The sequence below is a fragment of the Nonomuraea sp. NPDC046570 genome, assembly GCF_040645915.1.
Taxonomy (GTDB): domain Bacteria; phylum Actinomycetota; class Actinomycetes; order Streptosporangiales; family Streptosporangiaceae; genus Nonomuraea.
In genome coordinates, this window is the sequence record NZ_JBEYZF010000022.1 from 42,849 (window position 1) to 68,252 (window position 25,404).

Sequence of the window (25,404 nt, forward strand, 5' to 3'; positions counted from 1 at the left end):
CGGATCTCACTGCCCGGTCGGCCAAGCCAAGTCGAGCCGGTCAAGGTCGTGGCGCATGATCTCAACTGGTGAGATTTGCCTGCGCCGTACGGCTTCCGCCTGGTCCGGAGCGGTGAGAGCATGTATCTGCGCCACTCGCCGCGATTGCCCAGCGAGGAAAGGAATCCATACCCCGAAATCGGGCGCTCTATCCGGTGACATGGGCCATAAAACTATGGACCGGACAGCAGTAGGCACCGCCTGTCGCCTCAGCTACGGTGGGTCACGTGGACTCCGGTCAGCAGCGAGAAGACGGTAACGATACGTCACCGATTTGGGTGAGTGAGAGGCCGGACGACGGTGATCGTCCACCGGCCAAACCCTCGGTGCCCGCGTCAACGTACGCACCCGTCGAGCGCGCGTCCCTGCGTGAACTGCTCCAGCAGCCCAGGTTCCGCCGGTGGCGCACGCGCCTGATCGTCGCGCTCGCGGCGGGTGTCGTCGTGGGCTTCCTGGTGAACAACTGGCGCATCGGGGTGACGGCCGCGGTGCTCGCGGCGATCGCCGAGGCGGTCTACCGCGCGAAATCGGACTCGACCGTTCCCGCCTGGCGGCGCTCGTCCGTCGCCGAGCGCCGTACCGAGGCGCAGTTGAAGCGGCTGGAGCGCAGCGGCTACCGCACTCTGCACGCCCGCGCCATTCCCGACAGCGAGGCCCAGATCGACCACCTGGTGATCGGCCCGACGGGTGTGTACGCGGTCGACTCGGAGAAGTGGGACAAGCGCCTGCCGGTGCGCGTGCAGAGCGGCAAGAAGCTCTTCCACGGGCCGTTCGACATGAAGCCGCGGCTCACCGAGGCCCGCTGGGAGGCCAGCCAGGCCAGCGAGCTGATGTCCAAGGCCTACGGCCGCGACGTCACCGTGGTGCCGTCGCTGGCCATCTACGGCCCCCAGGTGCCCTGGAAGATCATGACGATCCGCGACGTGGACGTCTACGAGGGCGGCCGCGCCCGCAAGTGGATCACCAAGCGGGAGCGGGCCCTGACGGACGAGGAGATCGACCGCCTGTACGCGATCGCCAGCGAGGTGCTGCCGGCCCGTTACGGCGAGGGCTGACCCCGCCGGATCGGCAGGATGGTGGGCGCCGGATCGGTCGTCAGGAAGTCGGCGACCAGTTCGGTGACCAGCGCGGGCTCCTCGTGCAGCAGCACGTGCGAGGTGCCGGGCACGATCGCCAGCTCCGACGACGGCACCGCGCGGTAGATCGACAGCGTGTGCTCCAGGCGCACGAGGTCGTCGTCGCCGGACATCACCAGGGTCAGCGCGCCGATGCCGCGCAGCGCCTCCTCGTCCAGGCCGAGCGGGGCCGAGTCCGGGTCGAGCATCTTGGCGACCACGACGGGGAAGTGCTCCCGGCCGTCGGGTGAGACCTCCGCGTAGGCCGCCACGACCTGCTCGGGGAACTCGCCGCCGGGCTGCGGCGCGAAGAGGTAGCCGCTCAGATCGTAGGCCCCGCTGACCAGCACGAGGCGGCGGACCAGGTCGGGGCGGCGCAGCGCGACGAGCATCGCGACGGTGGCGCCGTCGCTGTATCCGGCCAGGTGCGCCGGCCCGCCGGCCACCTTCTCGATGAAGGCGATCATGTCCTGCGCCATGAGGTCGTGCGTGATGGGCCCGTCGTGGTCGGGCGTGTGCCCGTGCCCGCGCCGCTCGGGCGTCAGGACCCTGAACCGGTCGGCCAGCGTGCCCAGGTTGCCGGCGAAGTCGCGGGAGTCGCTGAAGCCGCCGTGCATCAGCACCAGCGGCTCGCCCTCCCCCCGCTCGCCGTACCAGGTGCGCACGCCGTCGAGGTCCACATAGTCGGCCATGGTCGTTCCCTTCGGAGTTCGGCTGTCACGAGGGGATACGACGCGGGGGCGGCGAACTCATCGGCAGTCCGAAAAGCGGGAACAACCGGTCGGCGGCGAGGTAGGTGGTGATCCCGCTGACGAGCCCGTCCGTCACCTCGGCGAGCACCAGGGCGAACCCTCGGCCGTGCCGGTCGTACTGCCCGAAGGCGGGGCCGCCGTTCGCCTGGACCGGGACCAGCCGCGAGTGCTCGCAGGCCCCCGCCGAGCCGATGAGCGCGGCCCTGATCTGCTCCCGGCCGCGCAGCCACCAGGAGAAGGGCGGCATCGACATCGTGGCGTCCTCGTGCAGCGTGGCCACGAGCGCCTCGAGGTCGTAGCGCTCGAAGGCCGCCACGTACCGCTCCAGCAGCGCCCGCCGCTCCGCGTCCATCGGCTGGTACGGCTCCGCCACCGGTAGCGCCGCCCTGGCCCGCTGCAGCGCGCTGTTGACCGCGGCCACGCTGGTGCCGAGCAGCCCGGCCGCCTCGGCCGCGCTCCAGCGCAGCACGTCGCGCAGGATCAGCACGGCCCGCTGGCGCGGCGCCAGACACTGCAGCGCGGCCACGAACGCCAGTCTGACCGTCTCCCTGGCCACGGCCACCTCGGCGGGGTCGCCTCCGGCGGGCAGCACCATCGCGTCCGGGACCGGCTGCACCCACGCCTGCTCGGGCAGGGGGGCGCCGAGCTCCGAGCCGAGCGTGGAGGCGGGCCCGAGGTCCATGGCGCGGGCCCGCCGCCTCGCGCCTTTGAGCATGTCGAGGCAGATGTTGGTGGCGATCTGGAAGAGCCAGGTCCGCGGTGACGCCCTGGCCGGGTCGTAGCGGGAGAGGTTCCGCCAGGCGCGCAGCATGGTCTCCTGGACGGCGTCCTCCGCCTCGAAGGCCGAGCCCAGCATGCGGTAGCAGTATCCGGTCAGCTCTGCCCGGTGCTGTTCGAGGTTCGGCCGGCTCACCCCGCCAGGCTAGGTGACCCGCTCGGCCAGGGCGTCGAGTTCGGCGGCTAGCACCCGCCCGGCGGGCACCCGGTGCTCGGGCAGCCGGGACAGCAGCGCGCTGCCGAAGCCGGCCATCCGCACGCACTGGTCGGCGAACGCGTCGAGGTCGTCGGGCCACGGGAAGGACGGCTGGGCGATGAGCAGCGACGCGCAGCCGTGCACGGCGCTCCACAGCCCCAGGGCGAGCGTCTCGGGGTCGCCGCGCAGGATGCCGGTCTCCACGCAGGCGGACACGACGGCCACCATGTGGCCGAAGCAGGCGGCCGCGGCGGGCGGGACGCCCTCGGTCGTGGCCGGGCGCATCATCAGCACGCGGTACTGCACCGGGTGGCCGAGCGCGAACCTGATGTAGGCCCGCCCGCACCGGCCCAGCGCCCGGAACGGGTCGCCGTGCGACTGCTCGCGGATCAGCCTGCCCAGTTCGTCCCATACCCGCAGGCAGACCGCCTCGACGAGCGCGTCCTTGTCGGCGAAGTGCAGGTAGACCGAGGGGGTGGACACGCCGGTCCGGGCGGCGACGGCGCGCAGCGTGAGCGCCTCCTCGGTGCCCGCCTCGATCAGCAGGTCCTCGGCCGCCCGCAGGATCTCCTCGCGCAGCAGCAGGCCGTCGCCGGGCCTGGCGCGCGTGCGTCTCGTCATGAACACAGGTTGACGCCGTCAAGTTGACGGTGTCAATCTGACCTTCATGGGGACATTCGAGGAAGCCACCACGATCACCGCCGAAGGCGCGGTGCTCGACGCCCAGTGGAGCGTGGGCGGCAAGTTGCACGGCGGCTACCTGCTCGCGGTGCTCGGCAGGGCCGCCGTGGAGCAGGCCGGCGCCGGCCATCCGCACCTGACCGCGATCAGCGGCTCGTTCGTCGAGTCGCCGAGCCCGGGCCCGGCCGAGGTGTTCGTCGAGACGCTGCGGGCCGGCCGTACGGCCGTGCAGGTCAGGGCGCGGATGTCCCAGGAGGGCAGGCCGTGCGTGGAGGCGCTGATCACGCTCGGCCGGCTGGAGGAGTCCGACGCCTGGTGGTCGGGCCTGGAGCCAGTGGAGCTGCCGGAGGAGCAGGAGTGCGTCCGCACGCCGCCCGACGCGCCGGGCGCCGGTTTCCCCGTGCCGCTCATGGAGGTGGTCGAGCAGCGGCTGGATCCCGGGCACCTCGGCTTCGTCTTCGGCACGCCCGCCAGGCGGGGCGTCATCGCCGGCTGGCAGCGGCTGGCCGACGGCAGCGACTGGGACCCGCTCTCGCTGCTGGTGGCCCTCGACCCGGTGCCGCCCGTCTCCTACGACCTGGGCCTGCCCGGCTGGGCGCCCACCGTCCAGTTCTCCGCCTACCTCCGCAGGCTGCCCGCCCCCGGGCCGGTGAAGGTCAGCATGCGGGCCACCGACGTGGGCGGCGACCGGATGGACGAGGTCGCGCACGCCTGGGACGCCAAGGGCCGCCTGGTCGGCCAGGCCACCCAGCTCGCGGGCGTACGGCTGCCCGCCTGAGCCATCTCCGAGCCATGTCCGAGCCGTGGACATCGCGTCTCATCTGCCGGGCGATTGCCCGTACCATGTGAAGACTCGCTAGCGATGGGAGAGACACCATGCCCGCCCTCAGGTCTCGTACGGTCACTCACGGCAGGAACATGGCCGGAGCCCGGGCCCTGCTCCGGGCGACCGGTGTAGCCGGCGGCGACTTCGGCAAGCCCATCATCGCGGTGGCCAACAGCTTCACCCAGTTCGTGCCCGGCCACGTCCACCTGCGCGACGTGGGCGACGTGGTCTCGGCGGCGATCCGTGAGGCGGGGGCGATCCCGCGCGAGTTCAACACGATCGCGGTCGACGACGGCATCGCGATGGGCCACGGCGGCATGCTGTACTCGCTGCCCAGCCGCGAGCTGATCGCCGACGCGGTCGAGTACATGGTGCAGGCGCACTGCGCCGACGCGCTGATCTGCGTCTCCAACTGCGACAAGATCACGCCGGGCATGCTGCTGGCCGCGATGCGGCTCAACATCCCCACGGTCTTCGTCTCCGGCGGGCCGATGGAGGCGGGCAAGACGCCCGGCAAGAAGCTCGACCTGATCGACCCGATGATCGCCGCCGCCGACGACAGCGTGTCCGACGCCGAGCTGCTGGAGTTGGAGGAGAACGCCTGCCCCACCTGCGGCTCCTGCTCCGGCATGTTCACCGCCAACTCGATGAACTGCCTGGCCGAGGCGATCGGCCTGGCACTGCCCGGCAACGGCACCATCCTGGCCACGCACAAGGCGCGCAAGAAGCTCTACCAGGACGCCGGCCGCCAGCTCGTCGAGATCACCAAGCGCTACTACGAGGACGACGACGAGTCGGTGCTGCCGCTGTCGATCGCCACCCGTGAGGCGTTCGAGAACGCGATGACGCTCGACGTGGCGATGGGCGGCTCGACCAACACGATCCTGCACATCCTGGCCGCGGCCCGCGAGGCCAAGGTCGACTTCGGGCTCAAGGAGATCAACGAGATCTCGCTGCGGGTGCCGTGCCTGTGCAAGGTCGCCCCGGCGACGAACAAGTACCACATCGAGGACGTGCACCGCGCGGGCGGCATCCCCGGCATCCTGGGCGAGCTCGACCGGGCCGGGCTGCTGCACCGTGACGTGACCACCGTCAACGGCGGCACGCTGGCCTCGATGATCTCCTCGTGGGACCCGTGCTCGCCCGAGGTGCTGCCCGAGGCCGTGGAGCTGTGGCACGCCGCCCCCGGCAACATCCGCACGGTCAAGCCGTACTCGCAGGAGGCCCGCTGGGACTCCCTCGACGTCGACCGGGCCGACGGCTGCATCCGCGACCGCGAGCACGCCTACACCGCCGACGGCGGCCTGGCCGTGCTGTACGGCAACATCTCCCGCGACGGCGCCGTGGTGAAGACCGCCGGCGTGGACGAGTCGATCTGGAAGTTCACCGGCCCCGCCGTGGTCTTCGAGTCGCAGGAGGACGCCGTAGAGGGCATCCTCAACAACCGGGTCAAGGAGGGCGACGTGGTCGTCATCCGCTACGAGGGGCCGAAGGGCGGTCCCGGCATGCAGGAGATGCTGTACCCGACCTCCTTCCTCAAGGGCAAGGGCCTGGGCAAGGTCTGCGCGCTGGTCACCGACGGCCGCTTCTCCGGCGGCACCTCGGGGCTGTCCATCGGGCACGCCTCCCCCGAGGCGGCCGAGGGCGGCGCGATCGCGCTGGTCGAGGACGGCGACGTGATCGAGATCGACATCCCCAACCGGCTGCTGGAGCTGCGCGTCCCCGAGGCCGAGCTGGCCGCGCGCCGCGAGCGCCTGCTGGCCGACCTGGGCGGCTACCGGCCGCGCGACCGCCAGCGTCAGGTCAGCGTGGCCCTGCAGGCCTACGCCGCGATGACCACATCCGCCTCCACCGGCGCCTCCCGGGACCTCTCCCAGCTCTCCCGCTGACGCCTCTCACCGGGTACGGCTCGCGCGCGAGCCGTACCCTTCGTGCTGCCCGGCGCGGGTGAGGGACAGCGCGGCCAGGGCCAGCAGCGCGATCGCCGTCATCCCGGCGGCCATCGGCACGGCCGTGTCACCGCCGCCGAGGCCGACGAGCGGAGCCACCACGGCCGCCATCCCGTTCTGCAGCGCGCCGAGCACCGCCGAGCCCGTTCCCGCCGCGTGTGACACACGCGCCAGCGCCAGCGAGGCGGCGTTGGAGAAGACCAGGCCGAGCGCGATGAACGCGACGGTGATCAGCGCGAGCGCGCTCACCCGGTCCAGCAGCCCCGCGACACTCACCGCGAGCAGGGCGCCGGAGGAGACGGTCAGGCCGGTGAGCCCGCAGACCAGCAGTCTCCTGGCCGCGATCCTGGTGACGAGCACGGCGTTGACCGCGCTGGAGAGCGTGACGATCAGGGCGCCCGCGGCGAAGGTGAACGACGACTGCGCCAGGCTCAGTCCCAGCACCCGCTGGTAGAGGAACGGCGAGGCGGCGATGTAGCAGAACAGTGCGCCGAAGGCGAAGCTGAACACCAGCGTGTAGCCGACGTACACGCGATCGCCCAGCACCTGGCGGGCCGCGCCGAGCAGGCTGCCGCGCTGACGCCGCCCGGCGGGCAGCGTCTCGGGCACCCATCGGGCCGCTCCCGCGGCCATCACCGCCATGGCGGCGGCGAGCGCCCAGAACACCAACCGCCAGTCCCCCGCCTCGATCAGGGCCGCGCCGGCCAGCGGGGCGATGATGGGCGCCACGCCGGTGAGCGTCATCAGGACGCCCTGCAGGCGCTCGGCCGCCGGCCCTTCGGCGACGTCGGAGACGACCGCGCGGCCGATCACGATCCCGGCCGCGGCGCTGACGCCCTGGGCGAAGCGGAGGGCGGCCAGCCATTCCAGCGAGGGGGCCAGCGCGCACAACGCCGTGGACAGGGCGGCGACGCTCGCGCCCGCCAGCAGCAGGGTGCGCCTACCGTACCGGTCGGAGAGCGGGCCGAGCAGGAGCTGACCCAGCGCGAAGCCGATCATCATCGCGGTGAGCGTGAGCTGGACACCTGCCGGGTCGGTGCCCAGCTCGACGGCCATGGCCGGGAAGGCCGGCAGGTACATGTCGCCGGCCAGCGGCCCGACGAACGTCAGCAGCACCAGCACGACCGTCAACTTCCTTATATTTATATACATATATGTAAAGTAACATGGACGGCGTGACGAGCGATCCGGCGGCCCTGATTGGCCCGCTCTACGACCTGGCGCGGGTGCTGCGCCTCCGCGGCCCCGAGGAGGCGGGCCTGGAGAAACTGCCCCCTTCTGAGCTCGACGTGCTGCGATACGTCATGCACCACCCAGGGGTCGGTGTCACCACGCTCGCCAGGGAACTCGGCCTGCACGCCAGCAACGTCAGCGCCACTGTCCGTGCACTGGTCGCACGCGACCTGATCCGCCGCGCCCCCGACCCGAACGACCGCCGTTCGGTACGGCTGACGCCGACCATCCACGCCGCCCACGGCATGGCCCTGATCGAGCAGGCGTGGTCGGACCTGTTCGGCACGGCGCTGCGGGAGCTGACCCCCTCGCAACAGGAGGCGCTGACGGCCGCGACCCCGGCCCTGCGCGCCCTCGCCGAAGCACTCAGGTCTGCACGCTAGCCCCAGCTTTCACAAACACGTTTTCGAAAATTGTCGGTGCTCACGGGTATTCTTTGGGTATGGCTACAGTCGTGAAGCTCTCCTCCAGCCCGCTGACGACCGCCGAGATCGCCGCCCTCGCCCTCTCCCTCGCGCACCTTGGAGCGGGCCCCCAGGCCGTCACCGCCCGGCGCGGCCTGCGCCACGCTTTCGAGCACCTGGAGCTCGACGACGACGTCGTCGCGAGCACGCTGACGACCCTCACCGACCCGCTGCCCGCCGACGTGGCCTCGCGGGCGAGGCTCATCGCCGAGGCCATCACCAGCCGCCTGACCATCAGGCTGCACTACCGCGACGCCTCGTCCCGGATCACCACCAGGGACGTGGAGCCGGTCACCTGCCTGGTCCACCGCGACCACTGGTATCTCGTCGGCGTGTGCCGCCTGCGCGGCTCGATCAGGGCGTTCCGGTTCGACCGCGTCATCGCGGTGGAGCCCACGCTCACGCCGTCCCGCCCGCACCTGGCCGAGCGCTTCCTGCCGTTCCAGCGGCGCAAGGCCGCATAGCCCCGCGATCCACACCAGGCCTTGACCTCAGGTGTCCTGGCCGGTGGTGAACCGGATGACAGGCTCCCGCACATGCGTGTTCGGGGGATCTCGCTCATCACCGGCCTGGCCCTGGCCCTCTCGGCCTGCGCCGCGCCCCAGCCCGCGCGCCCCGCCGACGCCGCGCTCGCAGGGGCGGCGCGCGGACCGATGGGGCCGGGACTGACCGGGCGTTTCGGGCCCGGAGCGGCGGCCGGGCAGTTCGGCAGCGCCCTCCGCTCCTTGCTCGCCCTGGCGCCCACGGCCGGCGTGCTGCCCGACGCCGTACGGCGAGGCCTGAACCTCACCCTGGCCCGGGTGCAGCGGCATCACCCCGGACGGTTCGCGGTCGCGGTGTACGACAGGACCACCTCGACGCGGTACGCCTTCCGGGAGCGGACGCCGTTCATGCTGGCCAGCGTCGCCAAGGTGGACATCCTGCTCGCCCTGCTCCTGCGCGCCCAACGGGAGCGGCGCGCGCTGACCGCCGACGAACGGCAACTGGCCGGACGGATGATCAGGTACAGCGACAACGACTGCGCGCACCGGCTCTACCAGGCGGTCGGCGGCCAGTCCGGGCTCACCCGCGCGCTGCGCCGCCTCGGCGTCGACTCCACCTGGCCGGGCTCGGGCACCTACTGGGGCGCCACCCGCAGCAAACCGTCGGACCAGGTGAAGGTGCTCCAGAGGCTGACCGATCCCGGCGGGCCGGTCTCGGCGCGCAACCGGCGCTTCGCGCTCGGGCTGATGGCGACGGTCACCCACGCACAGGCGTGGGGCGTGAGCGCCGCCGCGGCCGGCGGGACGGTGGCGCTCAAGAACGGCTGGCTTCCCGCCCGGGTGCACGACGGCCTGTGGACCGTCAACAGCGTCGGCCGCCTCCGGACCGCGGGCCATGACCTCCTGCTGGCCGTGCTGTCGGAGCGCAGCCCGGGGATGGAACAGGGGATCGGCCTGGTCGAGCGGGTGGCCAGAGTGGCGGTCGGGGCGTTCATCCGCGACGCCTCGGCCCTCTGAACGGGCGGGGTCAGCCGCAGCAGCCGCCCCCGCAGCAACCGCCCCCACCACCGCCACCGCCGCCACCGGCCGGGCGGGTCGCCCCGCCGGTCATCGCGACCGTGGAGAGCAGTTTGACCGTGTCGTCGTGGCCCTCGGGGCAGGGTGCCGGATCGCCCGAGGACGACATGGGGCGGGTCAGTTCGAAAGTGGAACCGCAGGCGCGGCAGCGGTAGTCGTAGCGCGGCATGCGCTCAGCGTACTTCGAAGACGACGTGCGCGTAGTCCGAGACGGGCTCGTAGCCGACCGCCTGGTAGATGGCGTTGCTGGTGGGGTTGTCCAGGTCGGTGAAGAGCACCAGCCTGTCGGCTCGCTCGTCCAGCGCCACCCGGCTCGCGTAGGCGGTCACCGCGGCGCCGTAGCCGCGCCTGCGGCACGACGGCGGCGTGTACACCGGCCCGATCCTGCACATCCCGGCGGCGGCGAGTGAGACGCCCGCCATCGACACCGGCACGCCGTCCACCGTCCACACCCGCAGGTCGCCGCGTTCGAGGCGGAGCCGGACGTGGCCGGGCAGGTCGTGGTCCAGATTCAGCCCGGTCTCGGCGGCGAAGGCCTGGTACCAGCTGGCCAGCAGCCCGAAGTCGGCCGCGCCCGCGACGCGCCCGACGCCCGCCACCTCCGGCGTGCCGAGGGTTCCCAGGCAGTACAGCCGCTCGGAGATCACCCGGCCGACCGGCTCGCCCCACTCCGCGGTGAACGCCTCGGTGAGCTCCACGGGTCCGGTGACCTCGGGGATGGGCGTGCCCAGGCGGCGCAGCGCGCCGGTGAGCGGCCCGATGGACTCCAGCGGCGTACGGGCCAGGCAGAGCGGGTGCGGCGGTGTACGGAAGGCCGCGCCGCGGACCTCGCCGGAGTCGGTCCACCACGCGAAGTAGGCGCCCTCGGCGGGCAGGCCGGCCCGCAGGTTGGCCAGCACGGTGAGCGGCACGGTGTTGGCCACGGGGTCGGCGGCCAGGAACGCCTCGGCATGCTTGGCGAACACCTCGGCATCTGGGGAAATCGTCCACATGCCCACGGATCATGCCAGAGCGGTCGGGGCCCGGGGATCCCCGGGCCCGCGACCGTCAGGCGGCGTTCTCGGCCAGGTAGGGCGCCCATTGGGGGTCACCGATCAGCTGAGCGCCGATGAGCCTCCAGTGAGCGCCCCGTGGCACCACCGGGGCGACACGCAGTGTCCACCCCAGTTCCTCCAGGAACTTGTCGGCCTTGCGGTGGTTGCACGGCGTGCACGAGGCGACGCAGTTCTCCCACGTGTGGGGCCCGCCCCGTGACCTCGGGACGACATGGTCGATGGTCTCGGCCCGCTGGCCGCAGTAGGCGCACCGGAAGTCGTCGCGGCGCATCAACGCGGCCCTGGTCAGCGGGATCCGCGACCGGTAGGGAATACGGACATATCTTCGGAGCCTGATGACCGAGGGGACGTCGACCGTGCAGCTCGCGGAGCGCAGGACGGCTCCCCGGCCGTCGCGGTGCACGACGTCGGCCTTCTCCCGCAGCACGAGCACGACGGCACGGTGCAGTGAGAGTGTGGTCAACGGCTCATAAGTGGCGTTCAGCAGCAGGACTTGGCGCATCAGGGGACCTCCCCCGCTGCACGCGCTGGCTGGCGGGACGCGCCGAGGCGCGTCCCGGGTATCAAGGGGGACATGCATGGGCATGTCCCGTTTGGCGGCCCCTCCTGGGGCCCGGGCGCATCCGTCACGTGGACCTCCGCCGGACGGTCCAGCGGATGGACACCACGGCACCGTCCTTCACCAAGTCTGGGGTCAGCACCATGGTCCCCGCCACCCCAATATCCTCCGGTCGGATTGACCAGAGGGGCACACGATTCGGTTTATGCCCGCTCTACCTCGGCTTTACGCGTCTCCACGAGGCCCGGTGGCTGTCGTAGGGTTCGAGCATGACGCGAGAGCCGTATCCCATCGCCCGCCGCGACGCGATCGTCGACGAACTTCACGGCACCGAGGTGCCGGACCCCTACCGGTGGCTGGAGGATCCCGAAGACCCCGAAGCCGAAGGGTGGCTGCGGGCGCAGGAGGAGCTGTTCGCGCGGGAGAGCGGGCCGCGGCGGTTCAAGGAGCGGATCGCCGAGCTGCTCAGGTCGGGTTCGGTGGGCACCCCGGCGTGGCGGGGTGAGCGCCACTTCTTCACCAGGCGTACCCCCGACCAGGAGCACGCGGTCTTCTACGTGGTGGACGGCGACGGCACCGAGCGGGCGCTGATCGACCCGATGGCCCTGGACCCGTCGGGGCTGACCACGCTCGACGCCGTGCAGCCCGACAAGGAGGGCCGCCTGCTCGCCTACCAGATCTCGGTGGGCGGCAACGAGGAGTCGGTCCTCTACCTGCTCGACGTGGCGAGCGGTGAGCGCGTCGAGGGCCCGATCGACCGCTGCCGCTACTCCCCCATCGCCTGGCTGCCCGGCGGCGAGGCGTTCTACTACGTGCGCCGGCTGCCCAGCACCGAGGTGCCGGAGAACGAGACGCAGTTCCATCGCCGCGTGTACCTGCACCGGGTCGGCACCTCGACCGAGGACGACGTGATGATCTTCGGTGACGGGCTGAAGATGACCAACTACTACGGCGTCTCCGTCTCGCGGGACGGCCGCTGGCTGCAGGTCTCCGCGCACGAGGGCACCGCACCGCGCAACGACCTGTGGATCGCCGACCTGACGGAGTCGTCGATCGAGGCGCCCAAGCTGGTCACCGTACAGGAGGGCGTCGACGCGCAGACCGGGCTCGGCTTCGGCCGCGACGGCAGGCTGTACATCCACACCGACCGGGACGCGCCGCGGGCCAGGGTCTGCGTCACCGACCCGGCGACGCCGGGCTTCGCCACCTGGAAGGACCTGATCCCGGAGGACCCCGAGGCGGTCCTGTCCGACTTCGCGATCCTGGACGACCTGGAGCGCCCGGTCATGCTGGTCGGCTGGACCCGGCACGCGATCAGCGAGATCAGCGTGCACGACCTGGTCACCGGCGAGCGGATCGGCTCGGTGCCCACGCCCGGCCTCGGCTCGATCGGCGGCATCGCCGAGCGTCCCGAGGGCGGCCACGAGGCCTGGTTCGGCTACACCGACAACACCACGCCGCCGACCATCCAGCGCTACGACGCCCGCACGGGCGAGACCACGCTGTGGGCCGCCTCACCGGGCGCGGTCGAGGTGCCGCCGGTGCGCACCTCGCAGGTCGTCTACCAGTCCAAGGACGGCACGCAGGTGCGCATGCTGGTCATCGCGCCGGTCTCCGGCGAGGGGCCGCGCCCGACGATCCTGAACGGCTACGGCGGCTTCGGCCTGTCGATGACGCCCGGCTACTCCGCCTCGATCCTGGCCTGGGTGGAGGCGGGCGGCGTCTACGCCATCGCCAACCTGCGCGGCGGCGGCGAGGAGGGCGAGGACTGGCACCGGGCCGGCATGCTCGCCCACAAGCAGAACGTCTTCGACGACTTCCACGCCGCGGCCGAGCACCTCATCGCCACGGGCGTGACCACGTCCGACCGCCTGGCCATCTCGGGCGGCTCGAACGGCGGGCTGCTGGTCGGCGCCGCGCTCACCCAGCGCCCCGAGCTGTACGCGGCCGTGGCCTGCTCCGCGCCGCTGCTCGACATGATCCGCTACGAGCTGTTCGGCCTCGGCGCGACCTGGAACGTCGAGTACGGCTCCGCCTCGGTGGCCGAGGAGTTCGGCTGGCTGTCCGCCTACTCCCCCTACCACCACGTCCGCGAGGGCGTCTCCTACCCGGCGACGCTGTTCACCGTCTTCCAGTCCGACACCCGGGTGCACCCGCTGCACGCCTGGAAGATGTGCGCGGCGCTGCAGCACGCCCAGGCCGACGCCGACCGCCCGATCGTGCTGCGCAACGAGCGCGAGGTGGGCCACGGCGCCCGCTCGATCAGCCGTACGGTCGACCTGTCCGCCGACACGCTGACGTTCCTGGCCCGGCACACCGGGCTCTGAACGGGCGCCTCACGGCTCGACCAGGCCGGCCCTGATCGCGTATCTGGCCAGGTCGAGCCGGTCGCGCATGCCCAGCTTCTGCAGGATGTTGGCCCGGTGCCGGTCCACGGTCTTGACGCTGATGACGAGCGTCTCGGCGATCTCCCTGGAGGAGTGCCCCTCGGCGATGAGCTTCACGATCTCCTCCTCCCTGGGGGTCAGGATGCTGTCCGGTATCCGACCCCCGTCCTGGTCGCGCTGGAGGTAGTCGCGGATGAGCGCGGTGATCGCGCCCGGGTAGAGGAACGGCTCGCCGCGCATGGCCGCCCGGCACGCCTCCAGCAGGTCGCGGTCGGCGACGGACTTGAGCACGTAGCCGGACGCGCCCGCCTTGAGCGACTCGAAGAAGTACTGCTCGTTGTCGTACATCGACAGGATGAGGATGCGCACGCCGGAGGCCCGGCGGGAGATCTCCCGGGCCGCCTGGAGGCCGGTCATCCGGGGCATCGCGATGTCCAGGATGGCCAGGTCGACCTCGGTGGTGGTGGCGGCCTCGATCGCCTCGGCGCCGTCGGCGGCCTCGGCGACGACCTCCAGGTCGGGCTCGGCGTCGAGGATGAGGCGCAGGCCGCGCCGTACCAGGGTGTGGTCGTCGGCCAGCAGGATCCTGGTCCTGGGAGAGTCCATCAGATCCCTTTCGCGGGGACGGGGACGTCGAGGAGCACCTCGGTGCCGCCGTCCGGTCTGGCGCCGACGCGCAGGGTGGCGCCGACGAGGAGCGCGCGTTCGCGCATGCCGCGGATGCCCGCTCCCTCGCGCAGCGGGCCGCCTTCGCCGTCGTCGACGATGCGCAGCCGCACGCCGGAGTCGGCCGCGCGCAGCGACAGCTCGACGCGGGTGGCGCGGGCGTGTCTGGCCACGTTGGTGAGCCCTTCCTGGGCGATCCGGTAGACGACGAGTTCGGCGTCGGAGCTGAGCGCGGGCAGGTCGGGGTCCAGCCTGCGGGTGACGGGGACGCCGCTGCTCTGGGAGAAGTCGGTGGCCAGCGCGTTCAGGGCGCTGAGCAGGCCGAGGTCCTCCAGTACGCCGGGGCGTAGGCGGCGGGCGACCTGACGGACCTCGTCCAGGCTGGACCTGACCGTCTCCTGCACGTTGTGCAGTTCTTCGCGCAGTTCCTCGGGGGCGCGGTCGACGGCCCGTTTGAGGCCGAGCAGGACCACGGTCAGGCTCTGCCCGATCTCGTCGTGCAGTTCCCTGGCGATGCGTTGCCGCTCGCCTTCCTGGGCGGCCAGCGCGTGGGCGCTGCTGGCGCTGCGTTCGGCCTCCAGCCGGTCGAGCATCTCGTTGAAGGAGTCGACCACCTGGCGCAGGTCGCCGTTGCCGCTGTGGGTGAGCCGGTCCCTGGGGCCGAGCAGGTCGACGCGCCGCATGAGGGTGGTGAGGGAGCCGAGCGGGGCCAGGCTGGCGCGCAGCAGGAACGCGTCGGCGGCGAGCATCAGCGCCAGCCCGACGCTCAGCACGGGGACCTCGGTGAGCAGGACCGGCGAGGAGACGGTGGCCGGGGAGAGCGCGAGGACCAGCGTGCCGGCCGCGTAGACGAAGCCGTTGATCGCGAAGAGCCGCCAGAACAGCGCCTGGACGGGCGTGCGACGCCTCTCGCGGATGAGCTGATCCATGCCTCTAGGTCATCGCATGGAGCTGGATTTGTCCATATTCGACACTCCTCGTCCGATCTACATGATCCCGCCCCCTGGAGATGGGTGGTGGACCCAATAGTCGGAAAACAGCTCTGAAACCAAGACTTATGGGACCCGCGGCCCGCCCTGCCTGCTCACGAACGGAGGCCCCGACATGGAGATCCTGAGCGGCCACCGGACCGCCTACCTTCACTGGCTGGCGCTCGGCCACGCCCAAAGGGATGAGGTCATGCAAGCACGCGACATCGCCGTACAGCTACCGACCGTGACCCTCCGCGACCCTGTGGCGCGGGCGGTCCGGGTGATGGTGCTGGGACGGCTGCCCGGCCTGGTCATCGTCGACGACCGGGGCCGCCCGCACGCCGTGCTGTCGGGGCCTCAGGTGCTGCGCCTGGTGGTGCCCCGGCCGTACCAGGAGGACCCCGCCCTAGTCAGGGTCATCGACGAGGCGCACGCCGACGTGTTCTGGGAGGAGCTCGGGCACCTGTCGGTGGCCGCCTGCATGCCGGGCGAGCCGGACCGGCCGGTGACGGTGCCGCTCGACGCGACCCTGCTGGAGATCGCCGCCCTGATGGCGCGCAGGCGCGTGCCGCTGGTGGCGGTCGTGGACGACGACGGCGTGCTCGCGGGTGCGATCACCCTGGACGGCCTGCTGACCAGCCTGGCCATCCCCGACCGGTGATCGGGCGTTCGCCCCCGCATCTCGCGCATCCCTGTTCGGAGGCCTGTTTCGTGTACCACCTGTCCGCGGCCACGTACCATCCGCCGGGTCGTGCCCGGTGAGCGCCGTCGCCGCCCTCGCCATCTTCGTGATCGCCTTCTTCTTCATCGCGACCGAGAAGGCGAACAAGGTCAAGGTCGTGCTCATCGCCGCCGGGCTGATGACCGTCCTCGGCCTGACCCCCGGTGCCGAGGTGTTCTACTCCGAGCACGAAGGCATCGACTGGAACGTCATCTTCCTGCTGTTCGGCATGATGGTCATCGTCGGCATCATCAAGCAGACCGGCGTCTTCGACTACCTCGCCATCTGGGCGGCCAAACGGTCGCGTGGCCGGCCGTACCGGCTCATGGTGATGTTGATGGCCATCACCGCCATCGCCTCGCCGTTCCTGGACAACGTGACCACGATCATGCTGGTCGCGCCGGTCACCGTGGTGGTGTGCAACCGGCTGAACATCCCGGCGCAGCCGTACCTGATCGCGGAGGTGCTGGCCTCCAACATCGGCGGGGCGGCGACGCTGATCGGGGACCCGCCCAACATCATCATCGGCAGCCGGGCGGGGCTGACCTTCAACGACTTCCTCGTGCACATGGCGCCTGTCGTCGTGGTGATCTTCGCGGCGTTCGTGCTGCTCGCCTGGGTGCTGTTCCGCAGGTCCTTCCGCTACGACCCCGAACGGCTGGCCGCGGTGATGGCGCTGCAGGAGCGGCGGGCGATCACCGACCCGCGCCTGCTGGTCCGCTGCCTGGTGGTGCTCGGCCTGGTCGTCGCCGGGTTCTCGCTGCACGCGGTGCTGCACCTGGAGCCGTCCATCGTCGCCCTGGTCGGCGCCGGAGTGATGCTGCTGATCGCCCGGGTACGGGTTCCGGAGGTGCTGGACGAGGTCGAGTGGCCCACGCTGGTGTTCTTCATGGGGCTGTTCGTGATGGTCGCGGGGCTCGTGCACACCGGCGTGATCTCCACCGCGGGCACCTGGGTGATCGAAGCGGTCGGCGACGACTACTTCGCCGCCGCCACCTCGCTGCTGTTCGGCTCCGCCGTCCTGGGCGCCTTCTTCGACAACATCCCGTATGTCGCGACGATGACGCCCATCGTCGAGGGACTGGTCGCGCAGACGCCCGACCCGGCGACCGGGCAGGCGCTCTGGTGGGCGTTCGCGCTCGGCGCCGACTTCGGCGGCAACGGCACGGCGGTCGCCGCCAGCGCCAACGTGGTGGCCATCGGGATCGCCGCCAGGAGCGGCCACCGGATCTCCTTCTGGGAGTTCACCAAGTACGGGATCGTCGTCACGGTGCTGAGCACGCTGATGGCCTGGGCGTACGTCTACCTGAGGTACTTCGCGGCGTAGAGTCGGAGGCGATGGACGGCACGCGGGTCACCCCCGGCCTCACCATGGTCGAGGCCACGCCGAGCGACGCGCTGCGGCCGTACGTCACCCGCCTGTGCGCCTACCGCGAGCATTACGGACGCCCGCTGGCCCGGGTCGAGCACCCCTTCCCCGGAGCGGTGCTCATCCTGGGCCTGGGCGCGCCGATGGAGGTGGACGGCGTCAGCGTCACCGCCTTCACCGGCGGCCTCAGCGACCGGGCCACGCTGACCCGGGTGGCGGCGCCCACCGAGGGGGTCGAGGTCCACCTCACCCCCTTCGGCGCCCGCCGCCTGTTCGGGCTGCCGATGCGCGAACTGACCAACCTGACGCTGCCGGTGGAGGACCTGCTCGGCCCCTGGAGCTGTACGGCGGTCGCCAGGCTCGCCGAGACGCCCTCCTGGCCGGACCGGCTGGCCCTGACCGACCGGCTGCTGTCCCGGCGCATCCTGGCCGCCCCCGAGGTCGGCCCGCAGATCCCCTGGGCCTGGGGCAGGCTGCTGGCCTCGGGCGGCACGGTCGCGGTCCGCTCGCTCGGCGAGGAACTCGGCTGGAGCCACCGCCATCTGATCGCCCGCTTCCACGACCAGGTCGGCCTGTCGCCGAAGACGGCCGCCCGGGTGATCAGGTTCGACCGGGCGCTCGGCCGGCTGCGCGCGGGCGCGCCCATCGCCGAGGTGGCCGCCGACTGCGGCTTCTACGACCAGGCGCACCTCAGCCGGGAGTTCCGGGCGCTGGCCGGCGCGCCGCCCGGCCAGGTCACATTCGTCCAAGACTCCGGCGCCTGACCTGCGCAGACTGAAGGCATGAGAACCGTCTACGCGCTCACGCGCTACCAGGACTGCCAGGCCGGCCTCGACTTCCTGCAGGCCGCCTTCGGCTTCACCGTGCACGAGGTCGCCAAGAACGACGAGGGCGTGGTCCACCACGCCGAACTCCGCGTCGGCGACGACATGATCATGGTCGGGCTGGGGAAACCCGGCGGGCCCGGGATCTACGTGGCCGTCGACGACCCCGACGCCCATCTGGCGCGGGCCAGGTCGGCGGGCGCCACGATCACCATGGACCTCGTCGACCAGCCGTACGGCTCGCGCGAGTACGGCTGCGCGGACCCGCAGGGCAACCTGTGGTTCTTCGGCACCTACCGGCCCTAGCTAGCGCGGGAAGACGATCGTCTTGTGGCCGTCGAGCAGCACGCGCTGCTCGGCGTGCCAGCGCACCGCGCGGGCCAGCGCCACGCACTCCACGTCCCGCCCGATCGCGACCAGGTCCTCGGGCGAGTGGCTGTGGTTGACCCTGGCCACCTCCTGCTCGATGATCGGCCCCTCGTCGAGGACGGACGTCACGTAGTGGGCGGTGGCGCCGATCAGCTTCACGCCGCGGGCGTGGGCCTGGTGGTACGGCTTGGCGCCCTTGAACGACGGCAGGAACGAGTGGTGGATGTTGATCGCCCGCCCCGACAGCTTCTCGCACAGGTCCTCCGACAGGACCTGCATGTAGCGGGCCAGCACCACCAGGTCCACCTGGTAGTGCTCGACCAGCGCGAGGATCTCCGCCTCCTGCTTCGCCTTGGTCTCCGGGGTGACCGGCAGGTGGTGGTAGTCGATGCCGTACGACTGGGTGAGCGGGCGCAGGTCGGGGTGGTTGGAGGCGACCGCGACGATCTCGATGTCCAGCGTCTTCGACCGCACCCGGTAGAGCAGGTCGTTGAGGCAGTGGTCGAACTTGCTGACCATGATGAGCACCCGCGGCTTGACCGCGACGTCGCGCAGCTTGACCTCCATGCCGAACTCGGGCGCCAGCGCGGCGAAGGCGCCGCTCAGCTCGTCGTGCGAGAGGGTGGCGGCGAACTGCACCCGCATGAAGAAGCGCTGGGCGACGGGGTCGCCGAACTGCTGGCTCTCGATGATGTTGCAACCGTGCCCGGCCAGCAGTCCGGAGACCGCGGCCACGACGCCGGGCCGGTCGGGGCAGGACAGGGTCAGAACGTACTCGGCAGCGCTCATGCCTTCACTCTCGCGGACGTCGGATCGTCGGGCGCCTTGCGGCTGATCTGGGCAGGGTACAGCTCTCCGGCCGGATCGACCTCCACTTGCCCGTGCCCGTGTCCGCCGGACAGGCTTCGGAGACGCTCCGGGGCCTCGCAGGCGCCCTGAGCTCGCCGGCGAGCTGGGCGGGCGAAGCCGTACTCGGCTCGGTGGACTCCGGCGCATGGTTACACAGATCTCCCCTTAGCAGGGCGTCCTTGACCCTCTTCGAGGTACACGCGGGGCTGGGATTCAACACAATGAACTCTTGGTTCATCATCCTCTCGATAGCGGGGTAGGTATCGGACAATACGGCGGTTATTGAGGCACTTCCCTATGGGACAGCCGCCTTTTCGCTTTGAGGGCCATAAGGGATCGGCCTTGTCCCCGATACCCAGGCCAGATTGGGTGGGGAACGTGCCGCTGGACACTGTCACCCTCACCACGGTCGCGGCTCTGTTCGCGGTCGTGTCTGGGATGAACGACGGCGGAGCGCTGCTCGCCACCGGGCTCAAACTGCCCAGCATCCGGCCGGCCACCGGCATCATGACCATGGTCATCATGATCGCGCTCATCCCCCTGATGACCCACCGGGTCGCGCTCACCTTCGTCACCAAGCTGGCCTCCTTCGAGGGGCCCGGCGCCAAGACGGCCATGACCGTGGCCGTACTGTCCGCGCTCAGCGTGGTCACCTTCCTCAGCCACCGGGGCCGGCCCACCAGCCTCACCCTGGCGATCGTCGGCGGCCTCACCGGCGCCGGGCTCGGCTGGGGCCTGACCGTCTCCGGGCGCGCGGTGGCGCTGGTCCTCGCCATCGGCCTGGCCGCCCCCTTCGTCGGGGCACTCGGCGCCTGGGTGGTCAGCCGGCTGCTGCAGCACCTGTCCTCCAGCACGGCACTGGCCTCCTGGCACCGGGTCGGCTTCATGGTGCAGTGCATCGCCTACGCGGCCAACGACGGGCAGAAGATGCTGGCCGTCTTCATGATCGCCTTGGGCTTCTCCGGGGCGCCGCTGGGCGTGACCTCGCTCATCTCCATCCTGTTCGGCATGGGCGCGCTGTACGGCATGCCGCGGGCCGGCCGTACCCTGAGCCGGGAGATCATCGTCTCCCGGCCGCTGCACGGGGTGGCAGCGGAACTGGCCTCCGGGGTCACGGTGATCGTGTGCGCGACGGCGGGCGCGCCGGTGAGCATGACCCAGTCGATCGCGGGCGGGCTGATCGGCGCCGGGGTGTCCCAGGGCGGCGGCCGCGTCCGCTGGTACGCCGCTCTCAAGATCGTCATCGCCTGGGCCCTCACCCTGCCCGCCAGCGCCATCCTCGCGGGCGTCGCGGCTTTCGTGGTGAAAGGCCTGACATCCTGATGGCCTTGGCCGCACCGATGCCCTCGACCTCCTGACGCCTTCGATCGGTACGATTCCCTCGACCGCCGTGGCGCCCTCGATCGGCCCGATGCCCTCGATCGCCGTGGGCCTCGATCGTCGGGGTCGTGATCGTCGCGGGTTCGGCGAGGGCGCCCGCGAAGCGGTTCCGGAACGGGCGCGACCTGCTCACATGGGTGTTTCGCGACGCGGGTATGGAGCGGACAAGGCCAGGGGGCGGGGGTGGCATGAAGCGGTTGCGGCGGGTTCGCGATCTGCTCACGGGACGGATGGACAGCGCGCTGACCGAAGCGCTGGTGGGGCAGTTGGAGGCGACCAAGGAGGGCGCCTGGCTGGCCATGGCCATGATCAGCGGAGAGGTCGGCAGGACCGGCGCGCACGAACAGATGCGCGCCATCGAGCACCTGGGCGACGACGAACGCGCCCGCCTGGTCGACGAACTGAAGAACGCCCTGGTCACCCCCATCGACCGGGAGGACCTGTTCCGCCTGTCCCGGTCGATCGACGACGTGCTCGACTCCCTGCGCGACTTCGTCCGCGAGTCGCACCTGTACCGGGTGGCTGACCAGATCCGCTTCGCCCCCATGCTCGACCAGGTGGTCAACGGCATCGAAGCCCTGGAGAACGCGGTCCGCGACCTCGCCTCCCGCCCCTCGGCCGTGGTCCACGACGCCCTGGAGGCCAAGAAGGCGGGCGGCGCGATCCGCCGGATGTACCAGTACGAGATCTCCCGCATCTTCTCCGGCGAACTCAACTCCGAAGTGATGAAGGAACGCGAACTGGTCCGCCGCCTGGAAATCGTCGGCATGGCCATCGGCGACGCCGCCGACGCCATCGCCGACGGCGCCATGAAGCGCTGAGATCAGGAGAGCTGAAGTCAGAACGGGGGTCACGAGCTGAGGTCTTTCGAGCCAATGGGCCTTCAGAGCCGATGGTCTTTCAAAGCGGATGGTCTTTCGTAGCCGATGGGGCTTCGGAGCGGATGGGGCTTTCGGAGGTGGTTCGGGAGGTGAGGCCTCTCCGGGAGGAGGCATTAGAGGGCGAGGACAGGTGCGAGTTCGCGGAGGGCGGTTACGGCTGCGGGGAAGTCGGAGTCGTCTTCGGTGAGGGGCTGTAGGGCGATGTGGTCGGCGCCCGCGTCGAGGTGGGATTGGAGGCGTCTGGCTACGGTCTCGGCGTCGCCCCAGGCGACGATCGCGTCGACCAGGCGGTCGCTGCCGCCATCGGCGAAGTCCCTGTCGTCGTAGCCGAGGTCGCGGAGGTTGTTGAGGTAGTTGGGGAGCGTCAGGTAGAAGGTGGTGTGGGCGCGGGCGATCCGGCGGGCGCGGGCGGGGTCGGTCTCCAGGATCACGGCCTGTTCGGGGACGAGCAGCCGGTCAGGGCCGATGATCTCGCGAGCCAGTGCGGTGTGCTCCGGCGGGACGAAGAAGGAGTGCGCGCCGTCCGCCTTGTCCCTGACCAACTCCAGCATTTTCGGGCGCAGCGCGGCCAGCAGCCTGGGCGCGGGCTCGGCGGGCTGCGGGAAGGCGCTGACCGAGGTGTCCATGTCGTCGAGGTAGGCGCGCATCGCCGTCAGCGGTTTGTTGTAAGCGTGGCCGCGCAACGAGACCAGTGGGCTGTGGCTCACTCCGATGCCCAGTACGAACCTGCCTGGATAGGCCTCTGCCAGCGTGGCCGAAGCGGCGGCCATCGCCGTCGCGTCGCGTGACCAGATGCTGGCGATGCCGGTGCCGACGGCAATGCGCCGGGTGGCCGCCAGGAGCAGGCCCGCGCCGGTCAGCGGCTCTCTGGCGCCTACCCCCTCGTAGACCCAGAGGGTGCCGTAGCCGAGCTCCTCGATCTCGGCCGCAGCCTGGCGGACCACGTCCGCGGGGGCCTTGCTCAAGAGCAGATGCCATACGCCGAAGCGGCCGTTCATGGTGATCTCCGTCCAACTCGACTAGAGTGTTCGACTGAGATGGAACACTACAGCAACGTTCGACCGGCGTCGAACACCTCGCGCGCTCGCGGGCTGACGCATGCCTCACCCGTGGAGGTCTCGCTGCAGGCCGCACTGGAGGCGCTGGCCGATCCGATCCGCCGCCAGATCGTCCGCGAACTGGCCGACGTGCCCGACTGGACCCGTCCTTGTGGCACGTTCACCCACCTGCCGGTGGCCAAGTCCACGCTCAGCCACCACTTCACGGTCCTGCGCAACGTGGGCCTGCTGGAGCAGCGCGACGAGGGCGCCAGACGCCTCAACCGCCTGCGCAGACCGGAGTTCGACGCCCGCTTCCCTGGCCTGCTCCCGCTGGTGCTGGCGGAGGAGCACCCCAAGAGCTCGGAGCACCCCAAGAGGTAGAGGCGCCGCCGACGGAGCTCGGCTGGAGGCGATCGAGCGTCGCGTGGCCGTACCCCGAACACCCGAACACCCGCCCAGCCGTTCAACCCGCGCTTCACCCGCTTCACCTGCTTCGCCCACCAAGGTTCAGCCCGCGCCAGGCGCCCGTTTCGCGGTTAAGCGGATCAGGGTGTTCGTGCCCGCAGCGGCCATGCGCGACTCCGGATCACGCTCAGGTGGGTGAAGCGCGCCGTACCCCTGAAGCACGTCGGAGCCTGTGGATCGTGGCCGATTGACGTTGAAGGGCTGCTCTACACTGGCCGACCAGGTGGTCGAGTGGAGGGCTCGGATGAGCGATGATCGACCCGCAGCGCGGGTGGTGTGTCTCGATCGTGACGGCAGGGTGCTGCTGATGAACTGGCGTGACACCATCAGCGGCGCCGTGATCTGGGAGCCTCCGGGTGGAGGGGTGGATCCCGGTGAGACGCCGCTGGAGGCGGCCAGGCGGGAGTTGGCCGAGGAGACCGGGCTGCCGGGGGCGACGGTGCTCGACCGGTGCGTCCAGGTCGATCGCGACTTCGTCTGGCTCGGCGTGCGGTACGTGAAAGTCGAGCCGTTCTACCTGGCCCGCTTCGACCAGGTCAGGCCGCAGGTCGATCCGGGGGCGCTCACGGAGGAGGAGAGCGAGGCCTACCTCGGCTACGGCTGGTTCTCGGCCGAGGAGCTGGGCTCGCTGCCGGGTCGGCTCGACCCGCCGGAGCTGCCCGAGGTGATCAGGAGGCTGGCCTAGCCTCGGCGGAGACGTAGGCGGCCGCGTCCTGGGCTTCGGAGAAGTCCGCCGAGCGCCCGTCAGGGGTTTCGACGTGGTACCCGTTGGCCACGCTCACCGTCGTCCCGCCCGCCAGGAGCACCGGTCCGGCGCACTGCGGCGGGTCGTACCTGTTCTGTATGAGAGTCAGCCGCAGGTGCCGGACGAGCAGGGTGCGGATGCCGCGCCCGAGCAGCAGTCCCTGGACCACGTCCAGCTGCTGCAGCTGCCTTTCCTCAACACGTTGCGGATAGACGGCAGTCATAAACACCACATGTCCTCACGTCGGTTGGATTCCCCTGTCATGACCCCAGCGTGCACTCAGATGACTACTGTAGGTACGGAAACGGGTGCGACACGTGGAGTGTGCGACTACCCGGGTGCATGTGTAGAACCGTGTAGAACCCTGTAGAACCGGAGCGTCCGATGCCCGCTGCACGTGAGCTGGACCCGAGTTCGAGCCCGCTGGCGTTCTTCGGCTCGGAGCTGAGGGAGCACAGAACCCGCGCGGGCATGTCCCAGGAGCAACTGGCCGAGCGGCTCAGTTACTCGCTCTCTCTGGTCTGCGCCATCGAACTGGCCAGGCGCACCCCCACGCGCGACTTCGCCGAGCGCGCGGACCAGGTGCTCCAGACCGACGGCGTCCTGCTACGGCTCTGGCCTCTGGTACGGCAGGCGGCCTACCCCGCCTGGTTCCGGCCCTGGCTGGACATCGAGCAGACGGCCCGCACGCTCCAGACGTGGCAGCCTTTACTGGTCCCCGGCCTGTTACAGACCGAGGACTACGCCCGTGAGATCTTCCGCAGGGAGCCCGGCGCCACGGCCGAGCAGGCGGAGGAGGCCGTGTCGGCCCGCATGACCCGCCAGGCCGTGCTCACCAGACCCGACCCCCCGATGTACTGGGTGGTTCTCGACGAGTGGGTCCTGCATCGTCCCGTCGGCGCGCCGTCGACGATGCGCGGCCAGGTGGAGGCGCTGCTCGCAGCGTCGGAGTTGCCGAACGTCGCCATCCAGGTGGTCCCGATGGACGCCCAGGCGGTGCCCGGGCTGTGCGGCGCGTTCGTCATCGCGAAGGTGCCCACCGAGCCGGACCTGGTCTACCTGGAGTCGGCCTGCGAGGGGTACGTCACCGACCGGCCTGCGGACGTGGAGTCGATCGCCCGCAGATATGACGTCATGCGGTCACTCGCCTTGCCCGTTCACGCCAGTCTAAATTTACTGTCGAAGGTGGAGGAAACCATATGGAGCTAGTCAACGGCATCGCCTGGCGCAAAGCCCGCCGTAGCGGAGGCAACGGCGGCGACTGTGTCGAAGTGGCCGTCCTCGACGCGATCGAGGACGGCCCCGCTCACAAGCCCGACCAGGACAAACTTTTCGTCCTGCGCGACTCCAAGGATCCCGAGGGTCCTCGGCTGTTCTTCACCATGGCCGAATGGGAGGCTTTCCGGCTCGGCATGAAGGACGGCGAATTCGACGACCTGGCCTGATCCCCGGCCGGGTTTCGCCCCTCCGCAGGGGGACGGCGCTGTCCCCCGAAACTGAGATCGCGCGGCCCGTCCGGCGGGCGGGCCGCC

29 protein-coding genes are annotated in these 25,404 nt (G+C 70.8%); 17 read left to right on the plus strand and 12 right to left on the minus strand.

Features of this window, described 5'->3' with window-relative positions; all coding sequences use genetic code 11:
- Nucleotides 1-317 precede the first annotated feature (317 nt).
- Entirely contained in the window at nt 318-1,094 is a 777-nt protein-coding gene (locus ABZ911_RS29090) for a nuclease-related domain-containing protein (protein WP_358062706.1), read from the plus strand.
- Here ABZ911_RS29090 and ABZ911_RS29095 read toward each other — a convergent pair.
- The 3 genes from ABZ911_RS29095 to ABZ911_RS29105 are packed head-to-tail and all read right to left on the minus strand — an operon-like array spanning nt 1,079 to nt 3,500.
- Entirely contained in the window at nt 1,079-1,846 is a 768-nt protein-coding gene (locus ABZ911_RS29095) for an alpha/beta hydrolase (RefSeq protein WP_358062709.1), read from the minus strand. The two genes, ABZ911_RS29090 and ABZ911_RS29095, sit on opposite strands and share 16 nt — an antisense overlap.
- 25 nt (nt 1,847-1,871) lie before the next feature.
- Nucleotides 1,872-2,819 carry a sigma-70 family RNA polymerase sigma factor gene (locus ABZ911_RS29100; protein WP_358062712.1) on the minus strand — a complete coding sequence of 316 codons (948 nt, stop codon included), beginning with the start codon at nt 2,817-2,819 and terminating at the stop codon, nt 1,872-1,874.
- Nucleotides 2,820-2,828: 9 nt separating this feature from the next.
- A complete protein-coding gene (locus ABZ911_RS29105; RefSeq protein WP_358062715.1) occupies nt 2,829-3,500 on the minus strand; it encodes a TetR/AcrR family transcriptional regulator in 672 nt (223 codons plus the stop codon).
- Nucleotides 3,501-3,546: 46 nt separating this feature from the next.
- On the opposite strand from ABZ911_RS29105, the gene ABZ911_RS29110 reads away from it, so the two are divergent.
- Both ABZ911_RS29110 and ilvD read left to right on the plus strand, forming a co-directional pair.
- Nucleotides 3,547-4,338, plus strand: coding sequence for a thioesterase family protein (locus tag ABZ911_RS29110; protein ID WP_358062718.1), 792 nt, complete (start codon nt 3,547-3,549; stop codon nt 4,336-4,338).
- 98 nt (nt 4,339-4,436) lie between these two features.
- Entirely contained in the window at nt 4,437-6,275 is a 1,839-nt protein-coding gene (gene ilvD, locus ABZ911_RS29115; protein ID WP_358062721.1) for a dihydroxy-acid dehydratase, read from the plus strand.
- Nucleotides 6,276-6,281: 6 nt separating this feature from the next.
- Here the strand turns inward: ilvD and ABZ911_RS29120 are convergent, their stop codons facing one another.
- Entirely contained in the window at nt 6,282-7,457 is a 1,176-nt protein-coding gene (locus tag ABZ911_RS29120) for a multidrug effflux MFS transporter (RefSeq protein WP_358062958.1), read from the minus strand.
- Nucleotides 7,458-7,510: 53 nt separating this feature from the next.
- Between ABZ911_RS29120 and ABZ911_RS29125 the strand changes: the two genes are divergently transcribed.
- From ABZ911_RS29125 to ABZ911_RS29135, 3 genes are all read left to right on the plus strand, one after another.
- Nucleotides 7,511-7,951 (plus strand): MarR family transcriptional regulator, encoded by a 441-nt coding sequence (locus tag ABZ911_RS29125; protein ID WP_358062724.1) that lies wholly within the window; start codon nt 7,511-7,513, stop codon nt 7,949-7,951.
- Nucleotides 7,952-8,010: 59 nt separating this feature from the next.
- On the plus strand, nt 8,011-8,496 hold the full coding sequence (locus ABZ911_RS29130; RefSeq protein ID WP_358062727.1) for a WYL domain-containing protein: 486 nt from the start codon (nt 8,011-8,013) through the stop codon (nt 8,494-8,496).
- 72 nt (nt 8,497-8,568) lie between these two features.
- On the plus strand, nt 8,569-9,531 hold the full coding sequence (locus tag ABZ911_RS29135; RefSeq protein WP_358062730.1) for a serine hydrolase: 963 nt from the start codon (nt 8,569-8,571) through the stop codon (nt 9,529-9,531).
- A 10-nt stretch (nt 9,532-9,541) separates the two neighbouring features.
- Here the strand turns inward: ABZ911_RS29135 and ABZ911_RS29140 are convergent, their stop codons facing one another.
- Genes ABZ911_RS29140 through ABZ911_RS29150 form a run of 3 tightly spaced genes read right to left on the minus strand, consistent with a single transcriptional unit; the run spans nt 9,542 to nt 11,148 of the window.
- On the minus strand, nt 9,542-9,760 hold the full coding sequence (locus tag ABZ911_RS29140; protein ID WP_358062733.1) for a zinc ribbon domain-containing protein: 219 nt from the start codon (nt 9,758-9,760) through the stop codon (nt 9,542-9,544).
- Nucleotides 9,761-9,764: 4 nt separating this feature from the next.
- Nucleotides 9,765-10,583, minus strand: a complete 819-nt coding sequence (locus tag ABZ911_RS29145; RefSeq protein WP_358062735.1) for a GNAT family N-acetyltransferase — start codon at nt 10,581-10,583, stop codon at nt 9,765-9,767.
- Between the two features lie 55 nt (nt 10,584-10,638).
- Complete coding sequence (locus ABZ911_RS29150) at nt 10,639-11,148, minus strand: HNH endonuclease (RefSeq protein WP_358062738.1); 510 nt, start codon at nt 11,146-11,148, stop codon at nt 10,639-10,641.
- A 326-nt stretch (nt 11,149-11,474) separates the two neighbouring features.
- On the opposite strand from ABZ911_RS29150, the gene ABZ911_RS29155 reads away from it, so the two are divergent.
- The gene (locus ABZ911_RS29155; protein ID WP_358062741.1) at nt 11,475-13,532 is read left to right on the plus strand and encodes a prolyl oligopeptidase family serine peptidase; all 2,058 of its coding nucleotides are present in this window, start codon (nt 11,475-11,477) and stop codon (nt 13,530-13,532) included.
- A gap of 9 nt (nt 13,533-13,541) precedes the next feature.
- On the opposite strand, the gene ABZ911_RS29160 is transcribed toward ABZ911_RS29155, so the two are convergent.
- Nucleotides 13,542-14,198, minus strand: a complete 657-nt coding sequence (locus ABZ911_RS29160) for a response regulator transcription factor (protein ID WP_358062743.1) — start codon at nt 14,196-14,198, stop codon at nt 13,542-13,544.
- Complete coding sequence (locus ABZ911_RS29165) at nt 14,198-15,187, minus strand: histidine kinase (protein ID WP_358062746.1); 990 nt, start codon at nt 15,185-15,187, stop codon at nt 14,198-14,200. The genes ABZ911_RS29160 and ABZ911_RS29165 overlap by 1 nt, the downstream gene beginning before the upstream one ends.
- Nucleotides 15,188-15,362: 175 nt before the next feature.
- Here ABZ911_RS29165 and ABZ911_RS29170 point away from each other — a divergent pair, with 175 nt between their 5' ends.
- The 4 genes from ABZ911_RS29170 (at nt 15,363) to ABZ911_RS29185 (ending at nt 18,449) form a co-directional block, all read left to right on the plus strand.
- Nucleotides 15,363-15,890, plus strand: a complete 528-nt coding sequence (locus tag ABZ911_RS29170; protein WP_358062749.1) for a CBS domain-containing protein — start codon at nt 15,363-15,365, stop codon at nt 15,888-15,890.
- 97 nt (nt 15,891-15,987) lie between these two features.
- On the plus strand, nt 15,988-17,277 hold the full coding sequence (locus ABZ911_RS29175) for an ArsB/NhaD family transporter (protein WP_358062752.1): 1,290 nt from the start codon (nt 15,988-15,990) through the stop codon (nt 17,275-17,277).
- An 11-nt stretch (nt 17,278-17,288) separates the two neighbouring features.
- Nucleotides 17,289-18,083 (plus strand): helix-turn-helix domain-containing protein, encoded by a 795-nt coding sequence (locus ABZ911_RS29180; protein ID WP_358062755.1) that lies wholly within the window; start codon nt 17,289-17,291, stop codon nt 18,081-18,083.
- An 18-nt stretch (nt 18,084-18,101) separates the two neighbouring features.
- A complete protein-coding gene (locus ABZ911_RS29185) occupies nt 18,102-18,449 on the plus strand; it encodes a VOC family protein (RefSeq protein WP_358062758.1) in 348 nt (115 codons plus the stop codon).
- Here ABZ911_RS29185 and purU read toward each other — a convergent pair whose 3' ends face one another.
- Nucleotides 18,450-19,301: a formyltetrahydrofolate deformylase gene (purU, locus tag ABZ911_RS29190; protein ID WP_358062760.1), complete on the minus strand. Its 852-nt coding sequence runs from the start codon at nt 19,299-19,301 to the stop codon at nt 18,450-18,452.
- 438 nt (nt 19,302-19,739) lie between these two features.
- Between purU and ABZ911_RS29195 the strand changes: the two genes are divergently transcribed.
- Complete coding sequence (locus ABZ911_RS29195; RefSeq protein ID WP_358062763.1) at nt 19,740-20,684, plus strand: inorganic phosphate transporter; 945 nt, start codon at nt 19,740-19,742, stop codon at nt 20,682-20,684.
- A gap of 245 nt (nt 20,685-20,929) precedes the next feature.
- The gene (locus tag ABZ911_RS29200) at nt 20,930-21,562 is read left to right on the plus strand and encodes a DUF47 family protein (RefSeq protein ID WP_358062766.1); all 633 of its coding nucleotides are present in this window, start codon (nt 20,930-20,932) and stop codon (nt 21,560-21,562) included.
- Nucleotides 21,563-21,735: 173 nt separating this feature from the next.
- Here ABZ911_RS29200 and ABZ911_RS29205 read toward each other — a convergent pair whose 3' ends face one another.
- Entirely contained in the window at nt 21,736-22,620 is an 885-nt protein-coding gene (locus tag ABZ911_RS29205; protein WP_358062769.1) for a TIGR03620 family F420-dependent LLM class oxidoreductase, read from the minus strand.
- A 111-nt stretch (nt 22,621-22,731) separates the two neighbouring features.
- Here ABZ911_RS29205 and ABZ911_RS29210 point away from each other — a divergent pair, with 111 nt between their 5' ends.
- Both ABZ911_RS29210 and ABZ911_RS29215 read left to right on the plus strand, forming a co-directional pair.
- Nucleotides 22,732-23,043, plus strand: coding sequence for an ArsR family transcriptional regulator (locus ABZ911_RS29210; protein WP_358062771.1), 312 nt, complete (start codon nt 22,732-22,734; stop codon nt 23,041-23,043).
- Between the two features lie 328 nt (nt 23,044-23,371).
- Nucleotides 23,372-23,812, plus strand: coding sequence for an NUDIX domain-containing protein (locus ABZ911_RS29215; protein ID WP_358062774.1), 441 nt, complete (start codon nt 23,372-23,374; stop codon nt 23,810-23,812).
- On the opposite strand, the gene ABZ911_RS29220 is transcribed toward ABZ911_RS29215, so the two are convergent.
- Complete coding sequence (locus ABZ911_RS29220; RefSeq protein ID WP_358062777.1) at nt 23,796-24,095, minus strand: hypothetical protein; 300 nt, start codon at nt 24,093-24,095, stop codon at nt 23,796-23,798. The genes ABZ911_RS29215 and ABZ911_RS29220 overlap by 17 nt on opposite strands.
- A 161-nt stretch (nt 24,096-24,256) precedes the next feature.
- Between ABZ911_RS29220 and ABZ911_RS29225 the strand changes: the two genes are divergently transcribed.
- A complete protein-coding gene (locus tag ABZ911_RS29225) occupies nt 24,257-25,081 on the plus strand; it encodes a helix-turn-helix transcriptional regulator (protein WP_358062779.1) in 825 nt (274 codons plus the stop codon).
- Nucleotides 25,072-25,317 carry a DUF397 domain-containing protein gene (locus ABZ911_RS29230; RefSeq protein ID WP_358062782.1) on the plus strand — a complete coding sequence of 82 codons (246 nt, stop codon included), beginning with the start codon at nt 25,072-25,074 and terminating at the stop codon, nt 25,315-25,317. Before ABZ911_RS29225 ends, ABZ911_RS29230 begins: the two co-directional genes overlap by 10 nt.
- The last annotated feature ends 87 nt before the right edge of the window (nt 25,318-25,404 follow it).

Excerpts from the sequence above, each read along its gene's own strand:
- ABZ911_RS29150 (WP_358062738.1), bottom strand. The coding sequence starts at position 11,148 with ATGCGCCAAGTCCTGCTGCTGAACGCCACTTATGAGCCGTTGACCACA.
- ABZ911_RS29205 (WP_358062769.1), bottom strand. The coding sequence starts at position 22,620 with ATGAACGGCCGCTTCGGCGTATGGCATCTGCTCTTGAGCAAGGCCCCC.
- ABZ911_RS29185 (WP_358062758.1), top strand. The coding sequence starts at position 18,102 with ATGAGAACCGTCTACGCGCTCACGCGCTACCAGGACTGCCAGGCCGGC.
- ABZ911_RS29215 (WP_358062774.1), top strand. The coding sequence starts at position 23,372 with ATGAGCGATGATCGACCCGCAGCGCGGGTGGTGTGTCTCGATCGTGAC.
- ABZ911_RS29095 (WP_358062709.1), bottom strand. The coding sequence starts at position 1,846 with ATGGCCGACTATGTGGACCTCGACGGCGTGCGCACCTGGTACGGCGAG.
- ABZ911_RS29145 (WP_358062735.1), bottom strand. The coding sequence starts at position 10,583 with ATGTGGACGATTTCCCCAGATGCCGAGGTGTTCGCCAAGCATGCCGAG.
- ABZ911_RS29105 (WP_358062715.1), bottom strand. The coding sequence starts at position 3,500 with ATGACGAGACGCACGCGCGCCAGGCCCGGCGACGGCCTGCTGCTGCGC.
- purU (WP_358062760.1), bottom strand. The coding sequence starts at position 19,301 with ATGAGCGCTGCCGAGTACGTTCTGACCCTGTCCTGCCCCGACCGGCCC.
- ABZ911_RS29230 (WP_358062782.1), top strand. The coding sequence starts at position 25,072 with ATGGAGCTAGTCAACGGCATCGCCTGGCGCAAAGCCCGCCGTAGCGGA.
- ABZ911_RS29110 (WP_358062718.1), top strand. The coding sequence starts at position 3,547 with ATGGGGACATTCGAGGAAGCCACCACGATCACCGCCGAAGGCGCGGTG.
- ABZ911_RS29155 (WP_358062741.1), top strand. The coding sequence starts at position 11,475 with ATGACGCGAGAGCCGTATCCCATCGCCCGCCGCGACGCGATCGTCGAC.
- ABZ911_RS29130 (WP_358062727.1), top strand. The coding sequence starts at position 8,011 with ATGGCTACAGTCGTGAAGCTCTCCTCCAGCCCGCTGACGACCGCCGAG.
- ABZ911_RS29160 (WP_358062743.1), bottom strand. The coding sequence starts at position 14,198 with ATGGACTCTCCCAGGACCAGGATCCTGCTGGCCGACGACCACACCCTG.
- ABZ911_RS29225 (WP_358062779.1), top strand. The coding sequence starts at position 24,257 with ATGCCCGCTGCACGTGAGCTGGACCCGAGTTCGAGCCCGCTGGCGTTC.
- ABZ911_RS29165 (WP_358062746.1), bottom strand. The coding sequence starts at position 15,187 with ATGGATCAGCTCATCCGCGAGAGGCGTCGCACGCCCGTCCAGGCGCTG.
- ABZ911_RS29135 (WP_358062730.1), top strand. The coding sequence starts at position 8,569 with ATGCGTGTTCGGGGGATCTCGCTCATCACCGGCCTGGCCCTGGCCCTC.
- ilvD (WP_358062721.1), top strand. The coding sequence starts at position 4,437 with ATGCCCGCCCTCAGGTCTCGTACGGTCACTCACGGCAGGAACATGGCC.
- ABZ911_RS29170 (WP_358062749.1), top strand. The coding sequence starts at position 15,363 with ATGGAGATCCTGAGCGGCCACCGGACCGCCTACCTTCACTGGCTGGCG.
- ABZ911_RS29220 (WP_358062777.1), bottom strand. The coding sequence starts at position 24,095 with ATGACTGCCGTCTATCCGCAACGTGTTGAGGAAAGGCAGCTGCAGCAG.
- ABZ911_RS29140 (WP_358062733.1), bottom strand. The coding sequence starts at position 9,760 with ATGCCGCGCTACGACTACCGCTGCCGCGCCTGCGGTTCCACTTTCGAA.
- ABZ911_RS29180 (WP_358062755.1), top strand. The coding sequence starts at position 17,289 with ATGGACGGCACGCGGGTCACCCCCGGCCTCACCATGGTCGAGGCCACG.
- ABZ911_RS29200 (WP_358062766.1), top strand. The coding sequence starts at position 20,930 with ATGAAGCGGTTGCGGCGGGTTCGCGATCTGCTCACGGGACGGATGGAC.